The sequence below is a fragment of the Rhodoferax sediminis genome (assembly GCF_006970865.1).
GTDB lineage: Bacteria > Pseudomonadota > Gammaproteobacteria > Burkholderiales > Burkholderiaceae_C > Rhodoferax_A > Rhodoferax_A sediminis.
In genome coordinates, this window is sequence record NZ_CP035503.1 from 1979921 (window position 1) to 2002640 (window position 22720).

23 protein-coding genes, 1 other RNA gene and 2 pseudogenes are annotated in these 22720 nt (G+C 65.1%); 14 read left to right on the forward strand and 12 right to left on the reverse strand.

Annotation, left to right across the window (positions count from 1 at the left end; genetic code table 11):
• Position 1: 1 nt before the first annotated feature.
• Genes EUB48_RS09540 through EUB48_RS21345 form a run of 3 tightly spaced genes read right to left on the reverse strand, consistent with a single transcriptional unit; the run spans position 2 to position 1362 of the window.
• On the reverse strand, positions 2-961 hold the full coding sequence (locus EUB48_RS09540; protein WP_142818650.1) for a TAXI family TRAP transporter solute-binding subunit: 960 nt from the start codon (positions 959-961) through the stop codon (positions 2-4).
• Positions 962-1225 (reverse strand): hypothetical protein, encoded by a 264-nt coding sequence (locus EUB48_RS09545; protein WP_142818651.1) that lies wholly within the window; start codon positions 1223-1225, stop codon positions 962-964.
• Entirely contained in the window at positions 1222-1362 is a 141-nt protein-coding gene (locus EUB48_RS21345; protein ID WP_168226726.1) for a hypothetical protein, read from the reverse strand. Before EUB48_RS21345 ends, EUB48_RS09545 begins: the two co-directional genes overlap by 4 nt.
• Positions 1363-1865: 503 nt before the next feature.
• On the opposite strand from EUB48_RS21345, the gene EUB48_RS09550 reads away from it, so the two are divergent.
• The 6 genes from EUB48_RS09550 (at position 1866) to EUB48_RS09575 (ending at position 7460) form a co-directional block, all read left to right on the forward strand.
• Positions 1866-2270: a hypothetical protein gene (locus tag EUB48_RS09550; RefSeq protein WP_244618386.1), complete on the forward strand. Its 405-nt coding sequence runs from the start codon at positions 1866-1868 to the stop codon at positions 2268-2270.
• Between the two features lie 109 nt (positions 2271-2379).
• Entirely contained in the window at positions 2380-3138 is a 759-nt protein-coding gene (locus EUB48_RS09555; RefSeq protein ID WP_142818652.1) for an NADPH-dependent F420 reductase, read from the forward strand.
• A complete protein-coding gene (locus EUB48_RS09560; protein WP_210411723.1) occupies positions 3135-4421 on the forward strand; it encodes an NTP/NDP exchange transporter in 1287 nt (428 codons plus the stop codon). Before EUB48_RS09555 ends, EUB48_RS09560 begins: the two co-directional genes overlap by 4 nt.
• Positions 4422-4423: 2 nt before the next feature.
• Positions 4424-5341, forward strand: coding sequence for an aldo/keto reductase (locus EUB48_RS09565; protein WP_168226727.1), 918 nt, complete (start codon positions 4424-4426; stop codon positions 5339-5341).
• A gap of 193 nt (positions 5342-5534) precedes the next feature.
• Positions 5535-6761: an SGNH/GDSL hydrolase family protein gene (locus EUB48_RS09570; protein ID WP_142818654.1), complete on the forward strand. Its 1227-nt coding sequence runs from the start codon at positions 5535-5537 to the stop codon at positions 6759-6761.
• A gap of 30 nt (positions 6762-6791) precedes the next feature.
• Complete coding sequence (locus tag EUB48_RS09575) at positions 6792-7460, forward strand: OmpW/AlkL family protein (RefSeq protein ID WP_142818655.1); 669 nt, start codon at positions 6792-6794, stop codon at positions 7458-7460.
• Positions 7461-7511: 51 nt separating this feature from the next.
• Here EUB48_RS09575 and ffs read toward each other — a convergent pair.
• The 3 genes and pseudogenes from ffs to EUB48_RS22025 all read right to left on the reverse strand — a co-directional run.
• Positions 7512-7608, reverse strand: an RNA gene (gene ffs, locus EUB48_RS09580) — signal recognition particle sRNA small type.
• A gap of 43 nt (positions 7609-7651) precedes the next feature.
• Complete coding sequence (locus EUB48_RS21965; protein ID WP_338052440.1) at positions 7652-7888, reverse strand: cytochrome b; 237 nt, start codon at positions 7886-7888, stop codon at positions 7652-7654.
• A pseudogene (locus EUB48_RS22025) lies at positions 7827-8060 on the reverse strand (cytochrome b/b6 domain-containing protein); the annotation flags it as partial. The gene EUB48_RS21965 and the pseudogene EUB48_RS22025, both read right to left, overlap by 62 nt.
• Before the next feature lie 98 nt (positions 8061-8158).
• On the opposite strand from EUB48_RS22025, the gene dnaX reads away from it, so the two are divergent.
• The 6 genes from dnaX to EUB48_RS09615 all read left to right on the forward strand — a co-directional run bounded on the left by dnaX (position 8159) and on the right by EUB48_RS09615 (position 13989).
• The gene (dnaX, locus tag EUB48_RS09590) at positions 8159-10021 is read left to right on the forward strand and encodes a DNA polymerase III subunit gamma/tau (RefSeq protein ID WP_142818656.1); all 1863 of its coding nucleotides are present in this window, start codon (positions 8159-8161) and stop codon (positions 10019-10021) included.
• A 36-nt stretch (positions 10022-10057) separates the two neighbouring features.
• On the forward strand, positions 10058-10390 hold the full coding sequence (locus EUB48_RS09595; protein WP_077562021.1) for a YbaB/EbfC family nucleoid-associated protein: 333 nt from the start codon (positions 10058-10060) through the stop codon (positions 10388-10390).
• Positions 10391-10417: 27 nt separating this feature from the next.
• On the forward strand, positions 10418-11008 hold the full coding sequence (recR, locus tag EUB48_RS09600) for a recombination mediator RecR (RefSeq protein ID WP_142818657.1): 591 nt from the start codon (positions 10418-10420) through the stop codon (positions 11006-11008).
• A gap of 154 nt (positions 11009-11162) precedes the next feature.
• Positions 11163-12209 (forward strand): ABC transporter substrate-binding protein, encoded by a 1047-nt coding sequence (locus EUB48_RS09605; RefSeq protein ID WP_142818658.1) that lies wholly within the window; start codon positions 11163-11165, stop codon positions 12207-12209.
• 100 nt (positions 12210-12309) lie between these two features.
• The gene (locus tag EUB48_RS09610; protein ID WP_142818659.1) at positions 12310-13137 is read left to right on the forward strand and encodes an ABC transporter ATP-binding protein; all 828 of its coding nucleotides are present in this window, start codon (positions 12310-12312) and stop codon (positions 13135-13137) included.
• A 3-nt stretch (positions 13138-13140) separates the two neighbouring features.
• Positions 13141-13989 (forward strand): ABC transporter permease, encoded by an 849-nt coding sequence (locus EUB48_RS09615; protein WP_420821443.1) that lies wholly within the window; start codon positions 13141-13143, stop codon positions 13987-13989.
• A 59-nt stretch (positions 13990-14048) separates the two neighbouring features.
• Here EUB48_RS09615 and EUB48_RS09620 read toward each other — a convergent pair whose 3' ends face one another.
• A complete protein-coding gene (locus EUB48_RS09620; protein WP_142818660.1) occupies positions 14049-15692 on the reverse strand; it encodes a transglycosylase SLT domain-containing protein in 1644 nt (547 codons plus the stop codon).
• 258 nt (positions 15693-15950) lie between these two features.
• Between EUB48_RS09620 and EUB48_RS09625 the strand changes: the two are divergent.
• Positions 15951-16753, forward strand: a pseudogene (locus EUB48_RS09625) (class I SAM-dependent methyltransferase).
• Positions 16754-16765: 12 nt separating this feature from the next.
• The gene (gene rnhA / locus EUB48_RS09630; RefSeq protein ID WP_142818662.1) at positions 16766-17215 is read left to right on the forward strand and encodes a ribonuclease HI; all 450 of its coding nucleotides are present in this window, start codon (positions 16766-16768) and stop codon (positions 17213-17215) included.
• Positions 17216-17229: 14 nt separating this feature from the next.
• Here the strand turns inward: rnhA and moeA are convergent, their stop codons facing one another.
• The 5 genes from moeA to EUB48_RS09660 all read right to left on the reverse strand — a co-directional run bounded on the left by moeA (position 17230) and on the right by EUB48_RS09660 (position 22716).
• The gene (gene moeA / locus EUB48_RS09635; RefSeq protein ID WP_142818663.1) at positions 17230-18495 is read right to left on the reverse strand and encodes a molybdopterin molybdotransferase MoeA; all 1266 of its coding nucleotides are present in this window, start codon (positions 18493-18495) and stop codon (positions 17230-17232) included.
• Complete coding sequence (mobA, locus tag EUB48_RS09640) at positions 18492-19109, reverse strand: molybdenum cofactor guanylyltransferase MobA (RefSeq protein ID WP_142818664.1); 618 nt, start codon at positions 19107-19109, stop codon at positions 18492-18494. The genes moeA and mobA overlap by 4 nt, the downstream gene beginning before the upstream one ends.
• 24 nt (positions 19110-19133) lie before the next feature.
• On the reverse strand, positions 19134-20282 hold the full coding sequence (gene moaA / locus EUB48_RS09645; protein ID WP_142818665.1) for a GTP 3',8-cyclase MoaA: 1149 nt from the start codon (positions 20280-20282) through the stop codon (positions 19134-19136).
• A 152-nt stretch (positions 20283-20434) separates the two neighbouring features.
• Complete coding sequence (locus EUB48_RS09655; protein ID WP_142818666.1) at positions 20435-21196, reverse strand: SDR family oxidoreductase; 762 nt, start codon at positions 21194-21196, stop codon at positions 20435-20437.
• 86 nt (positions 21197-21282) lie between these two features.
• Positions 21283-22716, reverse strand: a complete 1434-nt coding sequence (locus EUB48_RS09660) for an aldehyde dehydrogenase family protein (RefSeq protein ID WP_142818667.1) — start codon at positions 22714-22716, stop codon at positions 21283-21285.
• Between the last annotated feature and the right edge of the window lie 4 nt (positions 22717-22720).

Sequence of the window (22720 nt, forward strand, 5' to 3'; positions counted from 1 at the left end):
GCTACTGGATCTTCCGGCCCCGATCGTCATGTCGGCGACGAACGCCCCTGGACATCTCGCGCTTGATGGCGGCTGTCGCGGCAGGGTGGGCGGGCCAGCTGATTTTATCTATTCGACCAAGAGGATCGACCTCACGCCACTTCACGTGGAACCCTGGCGCCGTTTGCATCATGCCGACATTTCCCGCGATGCATGAAACCAGGTCGCCAATTTCTTTTTGGTACTGATTCTTGAAAGCAAAGGTCGCCAGAATGCTGTCAACCTTGTAGGTCCGAATTGAAGATTTCTGGAACGCATAGGTGCCAGATGGAATCATGGTCTTCGTATAGAGACCGAATGAATCAAGTGCAGGATTTGAGATGGGTACGAGCTTGATGCCATGGGATTTCGTGATCATGCTAACGGGTTTTCCTGCAACGACCAGCTCAGCATCAGCTGTCCCGTTTACTACCGCGTCATAGCCTTGCTGTTGCGTCATTCCAGCGACAGGAATCCACTTGATACCGGTCACTTTTTTAATCACCTGCGCGGTAACCCAGTTGCCAGAGCCTTCGACGCCCTCAACGACTCTTTTCCCCGCGAGTTCATCGATGCTGTTTATGGATGAGTCGTCTTTCACGAGAAGGTGAAATTCCTCCGAGTAAAACGGAAACACCATCATGATTCGGCTCATCATCTTCGGATCAATACCTTGCTCATAGACAAGCGCGTCGGTTTGGACAATGCCGTACTGCGTGGTCTTGTCGCCATAAATCTTGAAGATATTGTCGAGCGAGCCATCCGAGGGTACGTTGATGATCCTGGCATTCGGCTTGGAGCAGACCTTTATGATGTCATTGGTTATCGCATAATATGTTCCGGTTGGCTGTCCAGAAGAAATTCCGATAGTTTGAGCACCTGCAGAAAATGCGGCGATGATGGCGAGAAGAGCGAATGTTTTTTTCATTTGCTGGCCTTTCATTTATTTCTTGCCGGCGCGCAACACGGCGCTAAGGCCGGGGTCCGAAGGTTCCGGCTCTGCTTGAACTGGCGTTGGTTCCTGAATTGGAATTGAATGAATGGGGGCTGCTTTCACCTGCGGACGCGTCTCAGGTTCCGCTGGAACTTTGCTGAGCATTCCGACAGTCCACCCAATGGCACCTGCGATAATCAACATGCCAATTACTTTTGAAATTGGTTTGATTTTCATATCTTTACCGCTTTCATCTGCTTTTTGAGCGATCAAAAGCGATGCCCGCCGGCAGCAACGTATTCGAGATCATCGAAATTTCCGGCGCAATTAGCGAGGTTGATCGTCTTGGGCAGTGTGCCGGCTGGTCTGTACAGACAGGCTTTGTTGGAGCCGGCGTTGGTCGTGGACATGGTGTCTCCAACTGCTACGACACCTCGCCCGTTACCCGGAAGACACAACGTAATTGGCCGTAACGGCCCGGGTGGTTACGTCGATCTGGTAGACGGTATCGGGTCCATAGCTTGCGTTATTACCTTAAACCACCTCTTCAGCAGGGGCCGCCGACATACAGGCACAAACACAGGCAACCTCCCATCCCAAGCGCTAGAACGGGATCACGCTTTTGGTCTGGAATGAGCAATATTTGTGCCATAAACAATTATCTTTATATATCAATATAGTTTTGAATGTTGTGTCCGGTGGCCGTAAAAATCTCCGACACTTTCGTGTCTGAAAAATATCACGTGTGAGAGTTCCGGGTGTCGCGTTCGTGAGATCGTGCCGTCGGATGGCGCCGCTTGGTTGTCCGTAAAAGATGAGATGAATCGGCCCCAATCCAATGACAGATATACGCATCTAGCTATTTATTTTGTAGCAAACTCGGTGTCGCGCAGTCTCGAGCCAAAATATCTCCATGTCCACCGCGTCGCGCAAGACCCAAAGTCCGCCAGCTGGCGCCAGGAAGGCTGCAGCCAAGCCGCGCGCCAGGCGCACGCCACGCAGCCACCACTACCACGTCTACGTGATCGAACTGTCGGACGAGGTGTGGAACGTGGGGCGGTTCCGCCGGGCCAACCCCGACTATCAGCTTGGCAAGCCGTTCGTCTACGTGGGCATGACGGGGCTGGACCCGGACGTGCGCTTTGACAAGCACAAGGCGGGCATCCAGTCCAACGTGTTCGCCTTCAAGTACGGCCTGCGCCTGCTGCCCGCGCTGTACGCCGCCTACAACCCGATGCCTTACGAGGGTGCGCGCGACATGGAGGTGGAGCTGGGCATTGCGCTGCGCGAGGCGGGCTACGGCGTCTGGCAGGCGTAGCCGGTTTCGTTGCGTCGGGACAGGTTGAGGTTGTGTTGAACAACTGGATTGTGTCCCGTATAACCACGACTGGCGCGACCCGTTCTGCAGTCATCCCCAGGAGGTTTTTATGCCTGTGCAAGAGCCCCTCGACCGCCGCCGCCGCGGCTTGCTCATCACGGGCGGCGCCCTGGCCGTTGGCGGCGCGCTGCAAGGGCGGCAAGCCCTCGCGCAGGCGGCGGGTGCTGCCAGCGGCACCAGGCTGCGCGTTGGCGTCATCGGCTCGGGTCATATCGGGGGCACCGTCGGCGGCTTGTGGGTCAAGGCCGGCCATCCGGTGCTGTTCTCTTCGCGCCGTCCCGACGAACTCAAGGGACTGGTGGCGGGGCTTGGTCCTCTGGCGCGCGCCGGCACGGTGGCCCAGGCGATCGCCTTCGGTGACGCGCTCCTCATTGCCGTGCCCTACGAGGCGCTGCCGCAGATCGGCCGGGACAACGCCGACGCGCTCGCGGGCAAGATCGTGCTCGATGCCTGCAATGCCGTGGGCGCGCGCGACGGCGCCATCGCCGACGAGGTGGAGCGCAACGGCATCGGCGTCACCTCGCAGAAATACCTGCCCGGTACGCGGCTGGTGCGCGCCTTCAACACCATGTCGTACATGATCCTCGCGCGCGAGGCGAACCGCCCCGACCCGAAGATGGCGATCCCGATCGCTGGCGACGATGCCTCGGCGGTGCTGGTTGCCGCGGGACTGGTGCGCGATGCCGGCTTCGAGCCGGTGGTGGTCGGCAAGCTGGCGGATGCAAGCCGCTTCCAGCGCGGCGGGCCAGGCTACGGCCAGTCGGTGAGCGCGGCCGAACTCAGGCAAAAACTGTCGCTGCCGCCATGATCGGGTTCCAGCGCTGGCTGCGGCGGGCGGTGCCGGCCACCCCTGCGGAACTCGCGGCGGCGCTGTGGTCCTTTGCCTATTTTTTCGCACTGCTGGCGGGCTACTACGTGCTGCGGCCGCTGCGCGACCAGATGGGCATCGCCGGCGGGGTCAGGACGCTGCCGTGGCTGTTCACCGCGACCTTCGTGACGCTGCTCGCGGCGCAGCCGCTGTACGGCGCACTGGTGGCGCGGCTGCCGCGCGCGCGCTTCATCCCGGTCGTGTATCACTTCTTTGTCGTCAACCTCGCGGTGTTCTGGCTGTTGCTGACGCTGGGCATCGCGCCGGTGCTGGTGGCGCGCGTGTTTTTTGTGTGGGTCAGCGTGTTCAACCTGTTTGCCGTGGCGGTGTTCTGGTCGTTCATGGCCGACCTGTTCACGAGCGAGCAGGGCAAGCGCCTGTTCGGCTTCATCGGCGCAGGCGGCACGGCCGGCGGGCTGCTGGGGCCTTTGATCACCATCGTGCTGTCGGTGCCGCTCGGGCCGGCCAACCTGCTGATTGCCGCGATCGTGTTTCTGGAGCTTGCGGTGTTCTGCGCGCACCGGCTCGAGCGCAGCGTGGGGGTACCGCAAGGCCGCCAGCGCAGCGAACCGCGTATCGGCGGCAGTGCCTTCGCCGCGCTGCCCGAGCTGATGCGTTCCCCCTACCTGCTCGGCGTTGGCGCCTGGGTAAGCCTGCTGTCGTTTGGTGCCACCACCCTGTACCTGATACAGGCCCATGTGGTGGCCGCGGCGGTCCATGGCGCTGGCGCGCAGACGCGCATCTTCGCCAGCATCGACCTGGCGGTCGGACTCCTGACGCTGGCGACGCAGGTCTTCGCCACCGGGCAGCTGCTCAAGCGTTTTGGCACCGGTGTGGCGGCTGGTGCACTGCCGGCGGTGTACATCGTCGGCTTTGCGGCGCTGGCTTTGACACCGGGTCTCATCGTCGTGCTGGTGCTGCAGGTGGTGCAGCGCTGGATGAACTTCGCCATCGCCAATCCGGCGCGCCAGGTGTTTTTTACCGTGCTGGGGCGCGAGGAAAAATACAAGGCGAAGAACCTGATCGACGTGGTGATCTACCGGGGCTCCGACGCGCTGTACGGCTGGGTGTTCGACAGCGTGCAGGCGCTGGGCTTGAAGATCGGTGCCATCGCGCTGTGTGCGCTGCCCGTGGTGGCTGGCTGGCTGGTGCTGTCGGCGGCGCTGGGACGAACGCAGGAGCGCCGCGCGGCCCGGGTGGCCGTGCCGGCGCCAGGAGAATGACCATGAACCACGTGAACCGCATGCCCCGCATCACCCGCCGCGAATTTTCTGCGCTCGCGGCTGCACCCTTGCTGCCGCAGGTCGCGCTGGCGCAAACCAGCGCGGCGCCACCCCTCACCACCCGCGCCATCCCAGGCACGGGCGAGCGCCTGCCCGTGGTGGGTCTGGGCACGGCCAGTGTGTTCAACAGCGACGACGAGCCGACCCGGCGCGCGGCAGCGCAGGTGGTGCAGGCGCTGGTCGATGCGGGCGGGCGGCTGATCGACACCGCGTCGACCTATGGCGACGCCGAGAGCGTGCTCGGCAAGGTCATCGCGGGCGCGACCTTGCAGGGCAAGATCTTCGTGGCCACCAAGCTGGAGGCACCGGACGCCGCGGAGCTCCAGCGCTCGCTGGCGCGGCTCAAGATGGCAAAGGTCGATCTGCTGCAGCTGCACAACGTGCGCGATGCGCGGCAATCCCTGGCGCAATTCAAAGCCTGGAAGGCGCGGGGCCTGTGCCGCTACATCGGCATCACGTCCACCTACCACGGCGACTTTGCGGCGCTCGAGGCGGTGCTGGGGCGCGAGAAGCCGGACTTTGTGCAGGTCGACTATTCGCTCGACAACCGTCTGGCGGAAGAGCGCATCCTGCCGCTCGCGGCCGAAGTGCGGGCCGGCGTGCTGACGGCCCTGCCATTCGGCCGAGCCCGCCTGTTCCGCGCGGTGCGCGGCAAGGCGGTTCCCGATTGGGCGCAGGATTTTGCCGGCAGCTGGGCGCAATTCTTCCTCAAGTTTTTGCTCGCCGACGAGCGGGTCACGGCGGTCATTCCCGGTACTTCCGACCCGGCGCACATGATGGATAACCTGGGCGCCATGCGCGGGCGCCTGCCCGACGCGGCGCAGCGCCAGCGGATGATTGCGTTCGTGAATAGCCTGTAGAGGGCAGGGCGCCGGTGCGCCGCAAGCGCACGCCGCGCAGGCTTCCCGCCACGCCATCTGGCACAAGCGCCAGGTAAAGTTCTGCCGCGCCACACGTTCCTCCGTGTTTTCCCTCGGCTGTTGTCATCGTCAGGCGACGTAGGATGGTTGTTGAGAAAGCGAACGACCGTTCTATTTTCATCGGAGGAAAGCTATGAAACGATGGACGCAGGCTTTAGCAGCCGTGAGTGCGGCAGTCATCCTGGCCAGCTGCGGCGGGGGCGGCGGAGGTGTTGCGGGGAGCAACAGCACCGGCTTTACGCAGATGGTCGTTTTTGGCGACAGCCTGAGCGATATCGGCACCTACAAGGTCGGCACCATTGCCGCCGTGGGCGGCGGCAAATGGACGGTCAATTCGCCTACCGCCAAGAACTGGACCGAGCTGATAGCCGCGCAATACGACCTGCCCACGCCGTGCCCGGCTCAGACCGGCCTGCCGTCTGTGCTGTTTGCGGGTTTCGTAGGGGCGCCAGTTCAAAACTTTCCGGACTGCCGCAATTACGCCCAGGGCAGCGCGCGCGTGACCAGCAATTTCAGCCCGAGCAGCCTCGCGGTCCAGCAGGCGGTGTACCAGGCTTATGGCGGGGCTGCGGGTGACCCCGCCGCCACGCAGGCCGCCGCAAGTGCAGCCGGCCTGGGCCTGATGGCCGTGCCCGTCGTGACGCAAATGAACACCCATCTGAGCAATGTGGGCGGCAGCTACAGCGGCAAGGAACTGGTCGCCGTGATGGCCGGTGGCAACGACTTTTTCATGAACCTGAACGGCGTCTCCGCCGCCGCAGCTGGCGGTAACGGGGCTGCGGCCGCGGCCCAATTCGCGGGCTGGTCCCCCGCCGTGCAAACCGCGGTGTTCGCGGGTGGCGCTGCGGCCGCGAATGCGGCGGCCAACGCGGCGGTCGCGGGCATGGCGCAGGCGGCGACCGAGCTGGCCACCGACATCAAGACGCTGGTACTGGCCAAAGGGGCCACGCACGTGTTGGTGGTGAATCTGCCTGACGTGACGCAGACGCCGTTCGGGGACACTTTTGACGCGCCGACCAAATCCCTGGGCACATCCATGATCACGGCCTTCAACTCCACCTTGCAGACGGACCTGGCGGGGGTGCCTGGCGTCCTCGTTGTAGACGCTTACACCCAGGGGCAGGACCAGACGGCCCACCCGGCTCAGTACAGCCTCACCAACGTGACCACGCCGGCCTGCAGCACGACATCGCCGGCAAACCCGTTGGCGGGCAGCTCCCTTGCCTGCACAGCCGCCAGCACCATTCCTGGCGACACCAGCCATTACCAGTATGCCGACACCGTCCATCCGACGCCTTACGGCTACCAGCTCCTGGCGAAGTACGTCACGCTCAAGCTGCTCGCGGCGGGCTGGCAATAAGCACAACAAAAACCAGACAGGACACAATCCATGAAGACAAAGTTTCAGCTTATGGCACTCACTGTCGCGCTGGCGGCATCCGGTGGTGCCTTTGCGCAAAAAGCGGGCTCCTTCAGCGCGCAGATCGGCGCCACCAACCTGGCGCCCTCCGTGAGCAGCGGCAACCTGACCGCGCCCAGCCTGCCCAATAGCCGGGCCACGGTGAACAGTGATACGGAGTTCACCGGCGCCGTCAACTACATGCTGACCGACAACGTGGCGCTGAGCGTGCCGCTGGGGTTCGGTTTCAAGCATGATGTGTCGGGTGCGGGCGCCATCGCCGGCGCCGGCACGCTGGCCACCACCAAGGTGATACCAATCACGCTGATCGCGCAGTACCGCTTCCTGGCGCCCGACGCGACATTCCGGCCATACGCGGGCGTCGGCGTGACCTATGCCAGGTTCTACGACACCAACGGCACGGCCGTGCTGACCGGACTGACCAACCCCGGTGGCGCGGCCACGACCATCTCATTCCAGTCCAAGTGGGCGCCGACGATCCAGCTGGGGCTGACGTACAACCTGAACGAGAAATGGTATCTGGACGCGTCCTACACCAAGACATTCCTGAAGACGACAGGCACGCTGTCCACCGGGCAAACGCTGGATATGCGGCTGGACCCGAACAGCTACACGGTCGCAGTGGGCTACAAGTTCTGAGGCGTTCCGACTCATGAAAAAAAGCAGCCTCGGCTGCTTTTTTTTGAATAAGGTGACGAGCCTTGACCCCGGCACTGGCTCCACAGTTAGGGCTGCTTGGTTCCCCACCTGACCCGGTTGGCCGCTTCACCATGCGGGAAGGCCCGTCAGCATCCATTGTAGGCGATCGCCGGCGGCGCGACGGGCAGCGGTCAGCTCTTGAGCAGCAACATGCGTCGCAAGGTGGTGTCGCGTTTGACGTAATGATGAAACAGGGCCGCGGCCGCATGCAGGCCGATCAGGAAGTAGCCGATGGCGGCCCCGGTTCCATGGATGTCCTTGAGCTGCTTGGCGAGCGCCTTGTTCTCGCCGAGCAGCGCGGGCAGCGCCGTCAGGCCAAAGTACGGAATGGGTTTGCCGCGCGCGCAGGCGCAGCCAGAGCAGCGCAAGGACCGTCAGGTCCAGCGAGAAATGCACGCTTCGGATGGTGTTGCGGATTTCGCTGCCGCGCGGGAAGAAATCGGTGATGTCCATGCACAGATACGCCGCGACGATCAGCACCAGCATGACCCAGTGCAGGCCGATGCTGGGGGCGCTATAGCGTTGTCGAAAGGCTGCCATGCTGGGGGTCCGGGGCGCGAGTTTTGGCCCCTGCGATCACAGTCAACGAATGTGAAGGCGCGGGAAAGCCGGGCTGCGCGGCACCGTAGAATCAAAGCATGTCCTACCTCGTGCTCGCCCGCAAGTACCGCCCCAAGACCTTCACCGAACTGGTAGGGCAGGCGCATGTGGTGCAGGCACTGACGAACGCGCTGACCACGCAGCGGCTGCACCATGCCTACCTGTTCACCGGCACGCGCGGCGTGGGCAAGACCACGGTGTCGCGGATTCTGGCCAAGTCGCTCAACTGCCTGGGCCCGGACGGCAATGGCGGAATCACCGCCAGCCCTTGTGGCGTCTGCCAGGCGTGCACTGATATTGATAGCGGCCGGTTTGTCGATTACACCGAGCTCGACGCCGCCTCGAACCGCGGCGTGGACGAGGTGCAGACGCTGCTGGAGCAGGCCGTGTACAAGCCGGTGCAGGGCCGCTTCAAGGTCTTCATGATCGACGAGGTGCACATGCTCACCGGGCACGCGTTCAACGCGATGCTCAAGACGCTGGAGGAGCCGCCCGAGTACCTCAAGTTCGTGCTGGCCACCACCGACCCGCAGAAGGTGCCGGTCACGGTGCTGTCGCGCTGCCTGCAGTTCAACCTGCGCCCGATGGCGCCCGAGACGGTGCAGGAGCACCTGGGCCATGTGCTTGCGGCCGAGGGCGTGCCGGCCGACGCGCCGGCGCTGCGCCTGCTGGCGCGGGCCGCGCGCGGCTCCATGCGCGATGCGCTGTCGCTGACCGACCAGGCGATTGCCTTTGGCAGCGGCAAGCTCGAGGAAGCCACCGTGCGCCTGATGCTGGGCAGCGTGGACCGCAGCTACGTGCTGCGCCTGATCGAGGCGCTGGCGCTGGGCGACGGCAAGACCGTGGTGGAAACCTGCGAGGCCTTGCGCCTGCACGGCCTGAGCGCGGCCTCCACGCTGGAAGAGATGAGCATGCTGCTGCAGCGCATGGCGGTGATTCAGGCCGTGCCCGGCCTGGCGGATGAGTCGTTTGACGCGAGCGACCCCGACGCGCACGAGGCCGCCCGCCTGGCCGCGCTGATGCCGGCCGACGAGACGCAGCTGCTCTACAGCATGTGCCTGCACGGCCGCGCCGAACTGGGCCTGGCGCCAGACGAATACGCCGCGCTGACCATGGTGCTGCTGCGGTTGCTGGCGTTCAAGCCGGCGTCAAGCGCGCCGGCTGAAAAAAAAACTCTGATTGATGCCCCAACGGGAGTGCCGTCGGCGGCGCAGCCCGTGACCAGGGCGATCGTGCCGAGCGCGCCTGTCGCGGCACCTGTCGCAACGCCTGACGTAACGTCTGATATGGCGCCTGCCACTGCGCCCGCGCCCGTCCAGCCGCCCGGCTACGTGCTGCCCGTGGTGGAGCCTCCGGTATCTGCATCAAAACCGGTGCAAGCCCTTGTTGTACCTGCGCAGTCCGCTACGAAAGTCGTAGCAGTCCCGGTGCGCGTGCAGGCCGAGCCCGGCGAGCGCATGCAGCAGCGCCAGGAAGCCCATGCAGGCGCCCGTGCGGCATCGGCCAGCTTCACGGCCACGCCCGAGGGTGACTTCTGGCACGCCACCGTGCAGCAATTGATCGCGGAGGAGGCCATTGCAGCGATGGTGCGCGAGCTGGCCCTGCAGTCGCAACTGGTAGCGCGTGACGGCGACCACTGGATGCTGCGCGTCGAGCGCGAATCGCTGAACCAGCCCACCAGCCGCGAGCGCTTGCGCACCGCCCTGAGCGCCGCAGGGCACGTGGCGACGATCAGTGTGGAAGTCGGCGCGGTCAGCGACAGCCCGGCCCGGCGCAACGCGGCCGCCGCACTCGAGAAGCAGCGCGCCGCCGAAGAAATTATCCTGGCCGACCCCCTGGTGCAATCCATGATGCGCGACTTTGGCGCGAAAATCGTGCCTGGCAGCATCAAGCCCATTTGACCCACCCCAACAGCCATTTACTCGCAAGGAAAACACATGTTCAACAAAGGACAACTGGCCGGCCTCATGAAGCAGGCCCAGGCCATGCAGGACAACCTGAAAAAGGCCCAGGACGAACTGGCGTTCATTGAAGTCACCGCCGAGTCGGGCGCCGGCCTGGTCAAGGTCACCATGACCTGCAAGCACGATGTCAAGCGCATCACCATCGACCCCAGCCTGCTGGCCGACGACAAGGACATGCTCGAAGACCTGGTGGCCGCGGCCTTCAACGCGGCCGTGCGCAAGGCCGAGGAAACCTCGCAGGAGAAGCTGGGCAAGCTCACCGCCGGCATGCCCGGCCTTCCCGGGGGCATGAAGTTTCCGTTCTGATGCGCTGCTGCACGCCTGAGCTGGCCCATGGCTGGTAGCAGTTCTCTCGACGCGCTGGTGCAGGCGCTGCGCCGCCTGCCGGGCGTGGGCATCAAGTCGGCGCAGCGCATGGCGTTTCATCTGCTGCAGCACGACCGCGAAGGCGCGCGGATGCTGGCGCGCGCGCTGGCACAGGCGGCGGACAACATCAAGCATTGCGAGCTGTGCCACACCTTTACCGAGAGCGCGATTTGCAGCACCTGCCTGGACGAGCGGCGCGACCACAGCAAGCTGTGCGTGGTCGAGACGCCCGCCGACCAGTCGGCGCTGGAGCGCACGGCGGCCTACAAGGGCCTGTACTTTGTGCTGATGGGCAAGCTCAGTCCGCTCGACGGGATTGGCCCGAAAGACATTGGCCTGCAAAAACTCTTTGCGCGCGCCACCGACGGCGTGGTGCAGGAGGTGATCCTGGCGACCAACTTCACGGCGGAGGGCGAGGCCACGGCGCACGTGATTGGCGAGGCGCTCAAAAGCCGTGGCCTGCAGGTGACGCGGCTGGCGCGCGGCGTGCCGGCCGGCAGCGAACTCGAATACGTGGACCTGGGCACGATCGCGCACGCACTGGTCGACCGGCGCTGACCGCGGACAGTCTTTTTGTCGGTTATCGCTAAAGATTGGCGCACCACAGCACCTCGCGCGCGGGCTTACGTACAAACCCGCACGGGGATGTTCCCGATGCGGGTTTTCTCGCGCCTGCCTATGCTGATCCCAGTTCAAGAAGAGAGAAAACACAATGGAAAACTTTACGCTTAATCGTCGCAAACTCGGTACCCTGGCCACCGCGGCCGCTGCCACCCTGGCCGTGCCCGCGCTGCGCGCCCAGCCGAATCTGGAAAAGCCCAAGCTGGCGATCGCCGTGGGCGGCAAGGCGGCGTTTTACTACCTGCCGCTGACCATCGCCGAACAGTTGGGCTACTTCAAGGCCGAGGGCCTGGACGTGGAGATCAGCGACTTTGCCGGCGGCGCCAAGGCCTTGCAGGCCGTGGTCGGCGGCTCGGCCGACGTGTGCTCCGGCGCGTTCGAGCACACCATTGCGCTGCAAAGCAAGGGTCAGTACTACACGGCATTCGTGCTACAGGGCCGCGCCCCGCAAATCGCAATTGGCGTGTCCACGAAGAACATGCCCAACTACAAGACCCTGGCCGACCTCAAGGGCAAGAAGATCGGCGTGTCGGCGCCGGGCTCCTCGACCAACATGGTGGCCAATCTGGTGCTCTCGCGCGCCGGCATCAAGCCCACGGACGTCAGCTACATCGGCGTCGGCACGGCCGGCGCCGCGCTGACCGCGATGCGCACCGGCCAGATCGACGCCATGAGCAATACCGACCCGGTGATGACCATGCTGGAGCAAAAGAACGAGGTCCGGATCATCTCCGATACGCGCACGCTCAAGGGTACTTTGGACGTGTTTGGCGGCCCGATGCCGGCGGGCTGCCTGTATGCGTCCGCCGAATTCATCCAGAAAAACCCGAACACCTGCCAGGCGCTGGCCAATGCCATCGTGCATGGCCTGAAATGGCTGCAGACCGCCGGCCCGGGCGACATCATCAAGACCGTGCCGGAAGCCTATTTGCTGGGTGACCGCGCGCTGTACCTGGCCTCGTTCAACAAGGTGCGCGAGGCGATTTCGCCCGACGGCATCGTTCCCGATGAGGGCCCTAGAACTGCGCTGCGGGCGCTGTCGAGTTTTGACCCGTCCATCAAGGCCGACAGGATCGACCTGCGAAAAATCTACACGAACAGCTTTGCGCTCAAAGCCAAAGAGCGCTTCAAAGCCTGAGCTTTCCCGCAGCCGGAATTATTAACTCCGCACGATCGCGCAAGGTGGCCGTGCCGATCGGCGATGGCCGCGCGAGTGGGCGATGACACAATACGCGGCTATGCCTGACTTCGCCCTCGAGTTCCTCGACATCACCTGCACCTTCAAGTCGCCGCAGGATCCCAAACAGCCGCAGGAACACGGCTACACGGCCGTCGCCAACACCACGCTGCGCATTCGCGCCGGCGAGTTCGTCTCGGTGGTGGGGCCCACCGGCTGCGGCAAATCCACGCTGCTCAACGTGGGCGCGGGCCTGCTGGCGCCGTCCTCGGGCACGGTGCAAGTGTTTGGCGAGCCTTTGCCGGGCATCAATATTCGCGCGGGCTACATGTTCCAGTCCGAGGCGCTGATGCCTTGGCGCAGCGCCATCGACAACGTCATGGTGGGGCTGCAATACCGCGGCGTGCCGGACGCCGAAGCGAGACGCCAGGCGCAGGCGTGGCTGCAGCGCGTGGGGCTGGGCGAGTTCGGCGAGCGCTACCCGCACCAGCTCTCGGGCGGCATGCGCAAGCGCACGGCGCTGGCCCAGGTGCTGGCGCTCGACCCCGACATCATCCTGATGGACGAGCCGTTCAGCGCGCTCGACATCCAGACGCGCCAGCTCATGGAAAACGAAGTGCTCGAGCTCTGGGCGGCCAAGAAGAAGGCGGTGCTCTTCATCACGCACGATCTGGACGAGGCCATCGCCATGAGTGACCGCGTCGTGGTGCTGTCGGCGGGGCCGGCCACGCATCCGATGGGCGAGTTCGAGATCGATCTGCCGCGCCCGCGCGATGTGGCCGAGGTGCGCACCCAGCCGCGCTTCATCGAGTTGCACAGCCAGATCTGGAGCGTGCTGCGCGATGAGGTGCTCAAGGGCTACGCGCAGCAGCTCAAGAAGGCGGCCTGAAGCATGAAAAGTCTGGTGCAGATGCTCAAACCCGGCGAGCACAACCTGCGTGCCTGGCAGGTCGGCGCGCTCATCGTCATGCTGGCCGCGTGGCAGCTGGCCTCGCGTAACCCGCAGCTGGCCTTTTTCCTGGGCGACCCGGTGCAGGTGGCCGGAAAGATGTGGTCGTGGTTCATGCCGTTCGGCTTTGGCGCCAGCGCGCTGTTTCCTGACGGCGTGCCCGGCAATGCCGACATCTACCGCCACCTGTACACCACGCTGATCGAGACCATGCTGGCCTTTGGCATCGGCACCGGCATGGGCCTGGCCTGCGGGCTGTGGCTGGCGCTGGCGCCCACCGCGAGCGCCATCCTGGACCCATACATCAAGGCCGCCAATTCGATGCCGCGCGTGATCCTGGCGCCGATCTTTGCGATGTGGTTTGGCCTGGGGATCTGGAGCAAGGTGGCGCTGGCCGTGACGCTGGTGTTTTTCATCGTGTTCTTCAACGTGTTCCAGGGCGTCAAGGAGGTCAGCCCGGTGGTGCTGGCCAACGCCCGCATGCTGGGCGCCAATCAGCGCCAGCTGCTGCGCACGGTGTACCTGCCCAGCGCCACCAGCTGGGTGTTCTCCAGCCTGCACACGTCCGTGGGGCTGGCCTTCGTCGGTGCCGTGGTGGGGGAGTACCTGGGCTCGGCGCGCGGGGTCGGCTACCTGATCCTGCAAGCGGAGGGCACGTTCGACGTCAACACCGTGTTTGCCGGTATCGTGGTGCTCACGGTGTTTGCGCTGGTGCTCGACGGCATTGTGGGCCGGGTCGAGCGCCGGCTCATGAAGTGGCAGCCCAGCCCGGGCGAGACCGAGAAGTTATAGCGCCGCTATAAAAAAATAGCGGATCATGCCCATCCCTAAAGGGCCGGCCCCCGTTTCTTTTAACGAGTCCGGCTGGCAACCACGGTATCGCGTGACGCCCGCTGAGGGGCCGACTTGGCAACCCGCTGGGCCGATTTGGCGGGTGCGCGTGCCGCAGTTTTGACACCCGAAGGCCGGCTGTGTGCACTTGCCACCACCTTGGCTCCGGGGCGCGCGCGTGTGCTGGCCACGGCCACGGACGTCTTGCCGCCGGAGCGCGTGCGCGCATGGGCCGTCAAGGTGCCCGCCGGCCGTGCCTTCATCGGCAAATACACCACCAGGTGTTGCCCCGCCTTGAGCGGCGCGGAGGCGCTCATCCGGTTCCAGCCGGCCACGCTGGCCGCGCTCTGGCCATAGCGCCCCGCGAGCGCCGCCAGGGTGTCGCCCCGGCGTGCCTTGACCAGGGTGCGATGCAGTGTGATGGGCGGCGGCTCCGGCGCCAGGGCCAGCTGGCCATTGTCGGCAACGTGTTCCGTCACGTCGTCCTCGACGCGCTCCGAGCGCGGCACCAGCAGCGTGGAGCCGACCTTGATCATCATCTTGGGCGGGATGTGGTTGATGCTGCGGAACTCGCTCTCGTCCATGCCGGCGCGCCTGGCCGCCTCCGACGCCTTCATGGTGGTGGATGTGGTCCAGGCGGTCCAGCTCGCCAGCTGACCGGAGCTGTAGGCCTGCAGGTTGCGTTTGAAGATGGCGGCATTGTCCCAGGGCAGCAAAATCTGCGGCGTGCCCGCGGCCAGAATGACAGGCCGGTTGGCAGAAGGATTCAGCGCCTTGAAGTCTTCGACCCGGACCTCGGCGAGCCTGGCGGCCAGCGTCACGTCGATATCGCGCGCGATGTCGACCTTCTGGAAGTATGGGTGGTTGCCGATATCGGGCAGCGACGTATTGAACTTTTGCGGATCGGCCACGATGTCCTTGAGTGCCTGCAGTTTGGGCACGTACAGGCGCGTCTCCATCGGCATGCTGAGATCCGAGTAGCTGGTGCCCAGGCCGGCATTCTGGTTTTTGGCGATGGCGCGCGCCACGTTGCCTTCGCCCCAGTTATAGGCCGCCAGCGCGAGTTGCCAGTCGCCGAACATGTCGTGCAGCTTTTGCAGGTAGTCCAGCGCGGCCCGGGTCGAGGCCAGCACGTCGCGGCGATCGTCGCGGAACACGTTTTGCTTGAGCTCGAAGTGCTTGCCCGTGGCGGGCATGAATTGCCACATGCCGGCAGCCTTGGCGCTGGAGACCGCCTGCGGGTTGAAGGCGCTCTCGACGAAGGGCAGCAGCGCCAGTTCGGACGGCATGTTGCGCCGCTCGAGTTCTTCGACGATGTGGAACATGTACTTGCGCGAGCGCTCGGTCATGCGCAGGATGTAGTCGGGCCGGGCGGCGTAGTACTGCTCGCGCTCGTGCACCATGTCATTGTCGAGGTTGGGCATCGCAAAACCGCGCCGGATGCGCTCCCACAAGTCAGCCGGCGGCTGGAGTTGCGCGACCGCCCGGGAGGCGGCCTGTGCCGCCGTGATGGGCTGCAAAGCGCCAGCATCGCGAGATGCTGCGCTGGAAGTGGATAAGCCGGTGGCGGGGTCGATGGAGGATGAGGAGGATGTGGTGGTGGTGCTGGCACAACCGGTGAGCCAGAGCAGGCCGGTGATGCACAGAATTTGAATGAGTTTCATCGGAGCGGGGTTTCCCATGGTCGAGGAGCGGCAAACACGGGCACCGGGTAGCCCGTGATGGCGCGAGGCACGCCCGGTCGCGGCCGGGGTGATGATGGGTGACTAGAATCGCAACCAGCCGCAAGTGGTCTCGCTGCAGGATGCCGGGCACAAGCCGCATCGTCGGTGCGCCGCCGCGGGCCGACAACCGTTGCCCGATCCTGATCAGGCATCATTGGCAGGGCAGTGTCGATGGCGGCAGGCAGCGGCGTTAACTTCATGAGTGGGCACATTATAAGTTTGCACGAGTGGTTTGAAACCCCCCCGGCCGTTATTTGCTGGCGTGGGAGCGCGCGCAATTCGACCGCACGGTGGCCGACATCTTCGGCTACCACGCCCTGCAACTTGGTTTGCCCGAGCTCGACGCACTGCAGGCCAACCGCATGCCGCACCGCTGGCTGGCCACCGGCGAACCTGTGGCGGCGGCCGGCGGTGCTGCCCCGGCGCCGCATCGGGCGGCCCTGATCACCGACTTTGCGGCCCTGCCGTTTGCGGAAAACAGCCTGGACCTGGTGGTGCTGCCGCATGCGCTGGAGCTGGGCGCCGACCCGCACGCCACGCTGCGCGAAGTCGGGCGCGTGCTGGTGCCCGAAGGCCGGGTCGTGATCAGTGGCCTGAACCCGGCCAGCCTGTGGGGCCTGCGCCAGCGCCGTGCGCAGGTGTATCAGCGGCTGGGTTGGGGGGCGCCGTTTTTGCCCACTGCCGGCGAGTTCATCGGCTACTGGCGTTTGCGCGACTGGCTGCGCCTGCTCAACTTCGAGGTCGAGGCCGGCGACTTTGGCTGCTATCGGCCGGCCGTGCGCAGCGAGAAATGGCTGGGCCGGTTCGAGTGGATGGATTGGGCCGGCGATCACTGGTGGCCTATATTCGGGGCGGTTTATTTTCTGGTGGCGGTCAAGCGGGTACATGGCATGAGGCTGCTGAGCCCCGCCTGGAAGGCCCCCCGAGGCGTTGCCTCTGCTCCTGTGTCAATAGCTAACCGCGCAGGTAAGACAAGGGCTCAGAGCCGCAATAACCAATAATCGAGCGTCGTATTGAATCACGTTGAAATTTATACCGATGGCGCCTGCAAAGGCAACCCCGGGCCTGGCGGCTGGGGCGTGTGGCTGAAATCGGGCAGCACCGAGAAAGAGCTGTTTGACGGAGAGCTGGACACCACCAACAATCGCATGGAACTCACGGCCGTGATCGAGGCGCTTGCCGCGCTCAAGCGGCCCTGCCGCGTCACGCTGTACCTGGACAGCGAATACGTGCGCAAGGGCATCACCGAGTGGATTGCGGGCTGGAAGGCGCGCGGCTGGCGCACCGCCGCCAGGCAGCCCGTGAAAAACGTCGATCTATGGCAGCGGCTGGACGCCCTCGTGTCGGGCGCGGGCCATGCGATCGAGTGGCGCTGGGTGAGGGGCCATGCGGGCGATCCCGGCAACGAGCGCGCCGATGCGCTGGCGAACCGCGGCGTGGAGCGCGCACTGGGCCGGCGTTAGGTAAGAAAAGTGGTCTAGATGACGCCGTCGAACATCATCACGTCGACGGCATCGCCCGCGGCCACGTTGCCCTGCGCGTGGTGCAGCACGATCAGGCCATTGGCCTGCACCATGGAGCTCAGCACGCCCGAGCCCTGGTTGCCGGTGGTGCGGACCTGCAGCGAACCGTCTGGCGCGGTGCTCACGATACCGCGCTGGTACTCGGTGCGCCCGGGTTTCTTGCGGATCGCCTCCGCGCTGCGCGCCTTGAGCAGCGGCGGTGCATCGGCCGTGCAGCCCATCATGCGCAGCAGGGCGGGGCGCACGAAAGCGAGAAAAGTCACCATCACGGCCACCGGGTTGCCGGGCAGGCCGAAGAGGACTGATTTGTCAATGCGGCCCACCGCCATGGGCCGACCCGGCCGCATGGCGATGCGCCAGAACGCCACATCGCCGAGCTTTTTCATCATGGCGCGGGTGTAGTCGGCCTCGCCCACGCTCACGCCCCCGCTGGTGATGATGGCGTCGGCCTGCCGCGCCGCCTGCGTGAACGCGGCTTCCAGCAGCGCCGGATCGTCGCGCACCACGCCCAGGTCGATCACCTCGCAGCCCATGCGCGAGAGCAGGCCGAACACCGTGTAGCGGTTGCTGTCGTACACAGCGCCTTCGCGCGGCGCCTCGCCCAGGCTCAAAATCTCGTCGCCGGTGGAAAAATAGGCGACGCGCAGCCGTCGATAGACCGGCACGGTTTTGATGCCCAAACTGGCCACCAGTCCAAGCGCAGCGGGCGCAAGAAGCTCACCTTTTTGTAGCGCCGGCTGGCCCTGCAGCAGATCTTCGCCCTTGAAGCGGCGGTTGTCACCGGGCCCAAGCAGCCCGGGCGGGATGGAGATGCGGTCTCCTTCGATCTGCGCAAATTCCTGCGGCACCACCGTATCGAGTCCGGTCGGCAGGATGGCGCCGGTCATGATCTTCAGACACTCGCCCGCCTTCACGCGGCCCTGCCAGGCCTTGCCGGCCAGGGCCGTGCCCACGACGGTCAAAACCAGTGGCGCGTCGGCCGACAACTGGGCACCGTCGAAGGCATAGCCGTCCATGGCCGAGTTGTCGTGTGGCGGCACGCTGACGGGAGAGATCACGTCGCGCGCCAGCACCCGGCCCAGCGCGTCAAAAATGCCGACTTCCTCAAGCTCCGCGACGGGCTCGACCAGGCGCGCGAGAAACTGATTGACGTCGGCAGAGGTCAAGGCCTGCGGGTCATAGCCCTGCAGCTCGGCGGCGATCTGCGCCAGCGTTTTCATGATTTTTCTAATGAATGCAGCTCGGCCAGTGTGTTGGCGTTGAAGAAGGCCCGCGCATCGTCATGGGGTCCATCGAACGGCACGACCACGGTCTTGTGCTGCGCGGTCCAGGCGTCGATCTTTCGTCCGCCGCCATGGGTGAACCGCACCAGGCTCTCCAGCAGCGTCACGCGCAGCAGGCAAAAGACCGGCTGGGTGCGAACCGCGGCAGGCGGGGCGCCGTCGCGGCCGGCCGCCATCGCAATCTCGGCATCCTCGCGCTCCAGGGCGTCCGCCAGCCGCGCCACCATGTCCAGTGGAAACAGGGGTGTGTCGCAGGGCACCGTGACCATGTAGGGCGTTTCGCAGCGCTCCAGGCCGGTCAAAAACCCGGCCAGCGGCCCGGGGTAGTCCGCCAGCACATCGGGCCACACGGGCGTGCCGAACGACTCGTAGGCGGCGAGGTTGCGGTTGGCGTTGATCATCATGTGGCCGGTCTGCATTTGCAGCCGCATCAGGGTGTGCAGCGCCAGCGGCATGCCGTTGAAGTTTTGCAGGCCCTTGTCCACGCCGCCCATGCGCGAGCCGCGCCCGCCTGCCAAAACAAGACCGGTAATTTCTGCGGAATCAATCATTGGATTTACGCGTTGACTTTGAAATCAACCGCCGATATAGCTCATCTCGATGTGCCGCGCGCCGCCCGCGGCATCGGGGGCCATGGTGCTGCGCAGCTCGGAGTAGCGGTCGCTGCGGCCCTGCCAGATGCGCCCGATGGTGGAGGCGATCTCTTCGTCCGTCGCGTCGCCGCGCAGCAGGCCGCGCAGGTCGTAACCCCGGGAAGCGAACAGGCACAGGAACAGTTTGCCTTCGGTGGACAGGCGCGCGCGGTTGCAACTGCCGCAAAAGGCGTGTGTGACGCTGCTGATGACGCCGATCTCGCCCAGCTGCGGGTCGTGCCGGCCGCTGGCGTCGGCATAGCCCCAGCGCTCCGCGGTCTCACCCGGCGCCGTCGGCTCGAGCGGGACCAGCGGCAGTTCCGTGCGAAGGAGCTGGACCACTGCGCTGGAGGGCAGCACCTCGTCCATGCGCCAGCCGTTGGTGGCGCCCACGTCCATGTATTCGATGAAGCGCAGCACGATGCCGGTGCCCCTGAAGTGGCGCGCCATCGGCAGGATCTCCCGCTCGTTGGTGCCGCGCTTGACCACCATGTTGACCTTGATCGGGCCCAGGCCGGCCGCGCGCGCCGCCTCGATGCCGGCGAGTACATCGGCCACCGGAAAGTCCACATCGTTCATGCTGCGAAATACAGCGTCGTCCATGCCGTCCAGGCTGACCGTGACACGCTGCAGGCCGGCGGCCTTCAGGGCCTTGGCCTTGCGCGCCAGGATCGAGCCATTGGTGGTGAGCGTCAGGTCCAGCGGTTTGCCGTCCAGGGTGCGCAGCGCCGCGAGTTGCCCGATCAGAACTTCAATGTTCTTGCGCAGCAGCGGCTCGCCGCCCGTGAGTCGGATTTTCTGCACGCCGTGCGTGATGAACAGCCGGGCGATGCGGGTGATTTCCTCGAACGTCAACAGCGAGGCGTGCGGCAGGAAGGGGTGGTCCTTGCCGAAGATCTCCTTGGGCATGCAGTAGGTGCAGCGGAAATTGCAGCGGTCGGTCACGCTGATGCGCAGGTCGCGCAACGGGCGCCCCAACCGGTCCGACACCCGGCCGCTGATGGCTGCGGGCGTGTGCGGATCGGGCGCGCTGGAGGGGGGCGCCAGCGCCGCACTGCGGTGGTCCAGCAGGGGAATGACTCGTTCAGACATGCTCGGATTCTGCCCCAGTGCGCAGCGCTGCCCGCACGCCACCGCTTGAGGCCCTGCCCCAGGCGTTGTTAAAGAGCCCCCACGCTTGCCGCTTCGTGTGCTGCGCTGCCCCCAAAGCGGGATGAACTTGCTCGGGGCGGCCCCTCACTGCGCTAGACGCAGCGCGCGCCGTCAACTTCGATGCACACGCCGCTGATGAAGGCGGCCTCGTCGCTGGCCAGGTACAGCGCGGCGTTGGCCACGTCCAGCGCAGTGGAAAAGCGCCCGAGCGGAATGGTGGCGCGGAACTTGGCCTTGCGCTGTTCCGTGAGCGGCCCGCCCGCGAATTCGGCGGCCAGCCCGGTGTCGGGGTTGAACACCGGGTTGATGCAGTTCACGCGGATGTTTTCGGGGCCGAACTCGGCGGCCAGTGACTTGGAGGTCGTGATGACCGCGCCCTTGGAGCCGTTGTACCAGGTCAGGCCCGGGCGCGGGCGCACGCCGGCGGTGGAGGCGATGTTGATGAAGCTGCCGCCCTTGTTGGCGCGAAACGCCGGCACGGCATGCACGGTGGCCAGGTAGATGCTCTTGACGTTGACCGCATAGCACTTGTCGAACTCGTCTTCGCTGACTTCGAGCGCCGGACGGTTGCGGTGCGTCCAGCCCGCGTTGTTCACCATCACGTCGAGCCGGCCGTGGCGCTGCACGGCCGCATCCACCAGCGCCTTCACATCGGCGGACTTCGTGACGTCCGCCGCGAAGAACGAAGCCTTGCCTCCGGCGCGCAGGATGGCGTCCACCACCTGCTCGCCGAGCGCGGTGTTGATGTCGTTGACGATGACGTGCGCGCCTTCCTCGGCCAGCCGCTTCGCGATGCCCTCGCCAATGCCGCCGCCGGCGCCTGTGACGATGATGGATTTATCTTTGACGCGCATGCTGTGAATCTCCGGTTACTATTGATTTGATAGCTTCTAACCCCTGTGTTGCAAGGGCTACAGCGTGTTTTGATTAAAATATACGGTCAACCGTGGCGGATCGCCACGGTCTTCAGCGTGGTAAATCCATACAGCGCCTCGAAGCCTTTCTCGCGCCCGTAGCCGGAGGACTTCACGCCGCCGAACGGCAGCTCGACACCGCCGCCGGCACCGTAGTTGTTGATGAACACCTGGCCGCTCTCGACGCGTTTGGCCATGCGGAACTGGCGTGCGCCGTCGCGCGTCCAGATGCCCGCGACCAGCCCGAAGCGGGTGGCGTTCGCCAGCTCCACGGCGTGGTCTTCGTCCTTGAAGCTCATGGCAGCGAGCACCGGGCCGAACACTTCCTCTTGCGCCAGACGGTGCATCACGGGCACGTCGCGCAACAGCGTGGGCGCCTGGTAGTAGCCGGTCTCGGGAGCTTCCTCGACGATCTGGCCCTGCGCCACCATCGGGATGCTGGCCACCTGGGCGTCACTGAGGAAATCCCACACGCGCTGCAGCTGGCTCTGGCGGATCAGCGGGCCGACATCCAGATCCATCGTGGCCGGACCGACGCGCAGATTGGCAAACAGCTTGCCCAGGCGCTCCAGCAGCGGCTCGTAAATGGCCTGATCCACCAGCAGGCGCGAGCCGGCCGAGCAGGTCTGCCCGGCGTTCTGCACGATGGCGTTGATCACCACGGGCAGCGCCGCGTCCAGGTCCGCATCGGCAAAGATGATCTGCGGGCTTTTGCCGCCGAGCTCCAGTGTGACCGGGCAGTGCCGCTCGGCCGCCACCTGCTGGATCAGCGTACCGACCGTGGGGCTGCCGGTGAAGCTGATGTGGTCGATACCGTCGTGGCGCGCGAGCGCGTCGCCCACTTCGTGGCCGTAGCCGGTGACGATGTTGATGGCGCCCGCCGGAAAGCCGACCTCGGCCGCGAGCTGCGCCACGCGGATCAGCGACAGGCAGGCGTCCTCGGACGGCTTGACCACGCAGACGTTGCCCGCCGCCAGCGCGCCGCCCACGCTGCGGCCAAAAATCTGCATCGGGTAGTTCCACGGGATGATGTGGCCGGTCACGCCGTGCGGCTCACGCCAGGTGAAGACGCTGTAGCCGTCCTGGTAGGGTAGGGTCTCGCCGTGCAGCTTGTCGCACGCGCCGGCGTAAAACTCGAAGTAGCGCACCAGCGCCAGCGCGTCGGCTCGGGCCTGTTTGGTGGGCTTGCCGCAGTCGCGCTGCTCGATCAGCGCCAGCTCGTCGGCGTGTTCGGCCACCTTGGTGGAGAGCTTCATCAAGAGCCGGCCGCGCTCAGCCGCGCTGAGCTTGCTCCAGACCGCGTCCAGGCACTGGCGCGCCGCCTGCACGGCGCCGTCGATGTCCTGCGCGTTGCTGCGCTGGAGTTCATCGAAGGGCTGCCCGTCGGACGGGTCGATCACGGAAATCAGGCGGCCGGACGAGGAGGGAACGCCGGCGTTGGCGATGTAGTTGAGTTGCATGACC

Excerpts from the sequence above, each read along its gene's own strand:
- EUB48_RS09575 (WP_142818655.1), top strand. The coding sequence starts at position 6,792 with ATGAAGACAAAGTTTCAGCTTATGGCACTCACTGTCGCGCTGGCGGCA.
- dnaX (WP_142818656.1), top strand. The coding sequence starts at position 8,159 with ATGTCCTACCTCGTGCTCGCCCGCAAGTACCGCCCCAAGACCTTCACC.
- EUB48_RS09595 (WP_077562021.1), top strand. The coding sequence starts at position 10,058 with ATGTTCAACAAAGGACAACTGGCCGGCCTCATGAAGCAGGCCCAGGCC.
- EUB48_RS21345 (WP_168226726.1), bottom strand. The coding sequence starts at position 1,362 with ATGTCCACGACCAACGCCGGCTCCAACAAAGCCTGTCTGTACAGACCA.
- moaA (WP_142818665.1), bottom strand. The coding sequence starts at position 20,282 with ATGTCTGAACGAGTCATTCCCCTGCTGGACCACCGCAGTGCGGCGCTG.
- EUB48_RS09615 (WP_420821443.1), top strand. The coding sequence starts at position 13,141 with ATGAAAAGTCTGGTGCAGATGCTCAAACCCGGCGAGCACAACCTGCGT.
- recR (WP_142818657.1), top strand. The coding sequence starts at position 10,418 with ATGGCTGGTAGCAGTTCTCTCGACGCGCTGGTGCAGGCGCTGCGCCGC.
- EUB48_RS09655 (WP_142818666.1), bottom strand. The coding sequence starts at position 21,196 with ATGCGCGTCAAAGATAAATCCATCATCGTCACAGGCGCCGGCGGCGGC.
- EUB48_RS09565 (WP_168226727.1), top strand. The coding sequence starts at position 4,424 with ATGAACCACGTGAACCGCATGCCCCGCATCACCCGCCGCGAATTTTCT.
- EUB48_RS09540 (WP_142818650.1), bottom strand. The coding sequence starts at position 961 with ATGAAAGGCCAGCAAATGAAAAAAACATTCGCTCTTCTCGCCATCATC.
- EUB48_RS09605 (WP_142818658.1), top strand. The coding sequence starts at position 11,163 with ATGGAAAACTTTACGCTTAATCGTCGCAAACTCGGTACCCTGGCCACC.
- EUB48_RS09560 (WP_210411723.1), top strand. The coding sequence starts at position 3,135 with ATGATCGGGTTCCAGCGCTGGCTGCGGCGGGCGGTGCCGGCCACCCCT.
- EUB48_RS09610 (WP_142818659.1), top strand. The coding sequence starts at position 12,310 with ATGCCTGACTTCGCCCTCGAGTTCCTCGACATCACCTGCACCTTCAAG.
- EUB48_RS09660 (WP_142818667.1), bottom strand. The coding sequence starts at position 22,716 with ATGCAACTCAACTACATCGCCAACGCCGGCGTTCCCTCCTCGTCCGGC.
- EUB48_RS09620 (WP_142818660.1), bottom strand. The coding sequence starts at position 15,692 with ATGAAACTCATTCAAATTCTGTGCATCACCGGCCTGCTCTGGCTCACC.
- mobA (WP_142818664.1), bottom strand. The coding sequence starts at position 19,109 with ATGATTGATTCCGCAGAAATTACCGGTCTTGTTTTGGCAGGCGGGCGC.
- EUB48_RS09550 (WP_244618386.1), top strand. The coding sequence starts at position 1,866 with ATGTCCACCGCGTCGCGCAAGACCCAAAGTCCGCCAGCTGGCGCCAGG.
- moeA (WP_142818663.1), bottom strand. The coding sequence starts at position 18,495 with ATGAAAACGCTGGCGCAGATCGCCGCCGAGCTGCAGGGCTATGACCCG.
- EUB48_RS09555 (WP_142818652.1), top strand. The coding sequence starts at position 2,380 with ATGCCTGTGCAAGAGCCCCTCGACCGCCGCCGCCGCGGCTTGCTCATC.
- EUB48_RS09570 (WP_142818654.1), top strand. The coding sequence starts at position 5,535 with ATGAAACGATGGACGCAGGCTTTAGCAGCCGTGAGTGCGGCAGTCATC.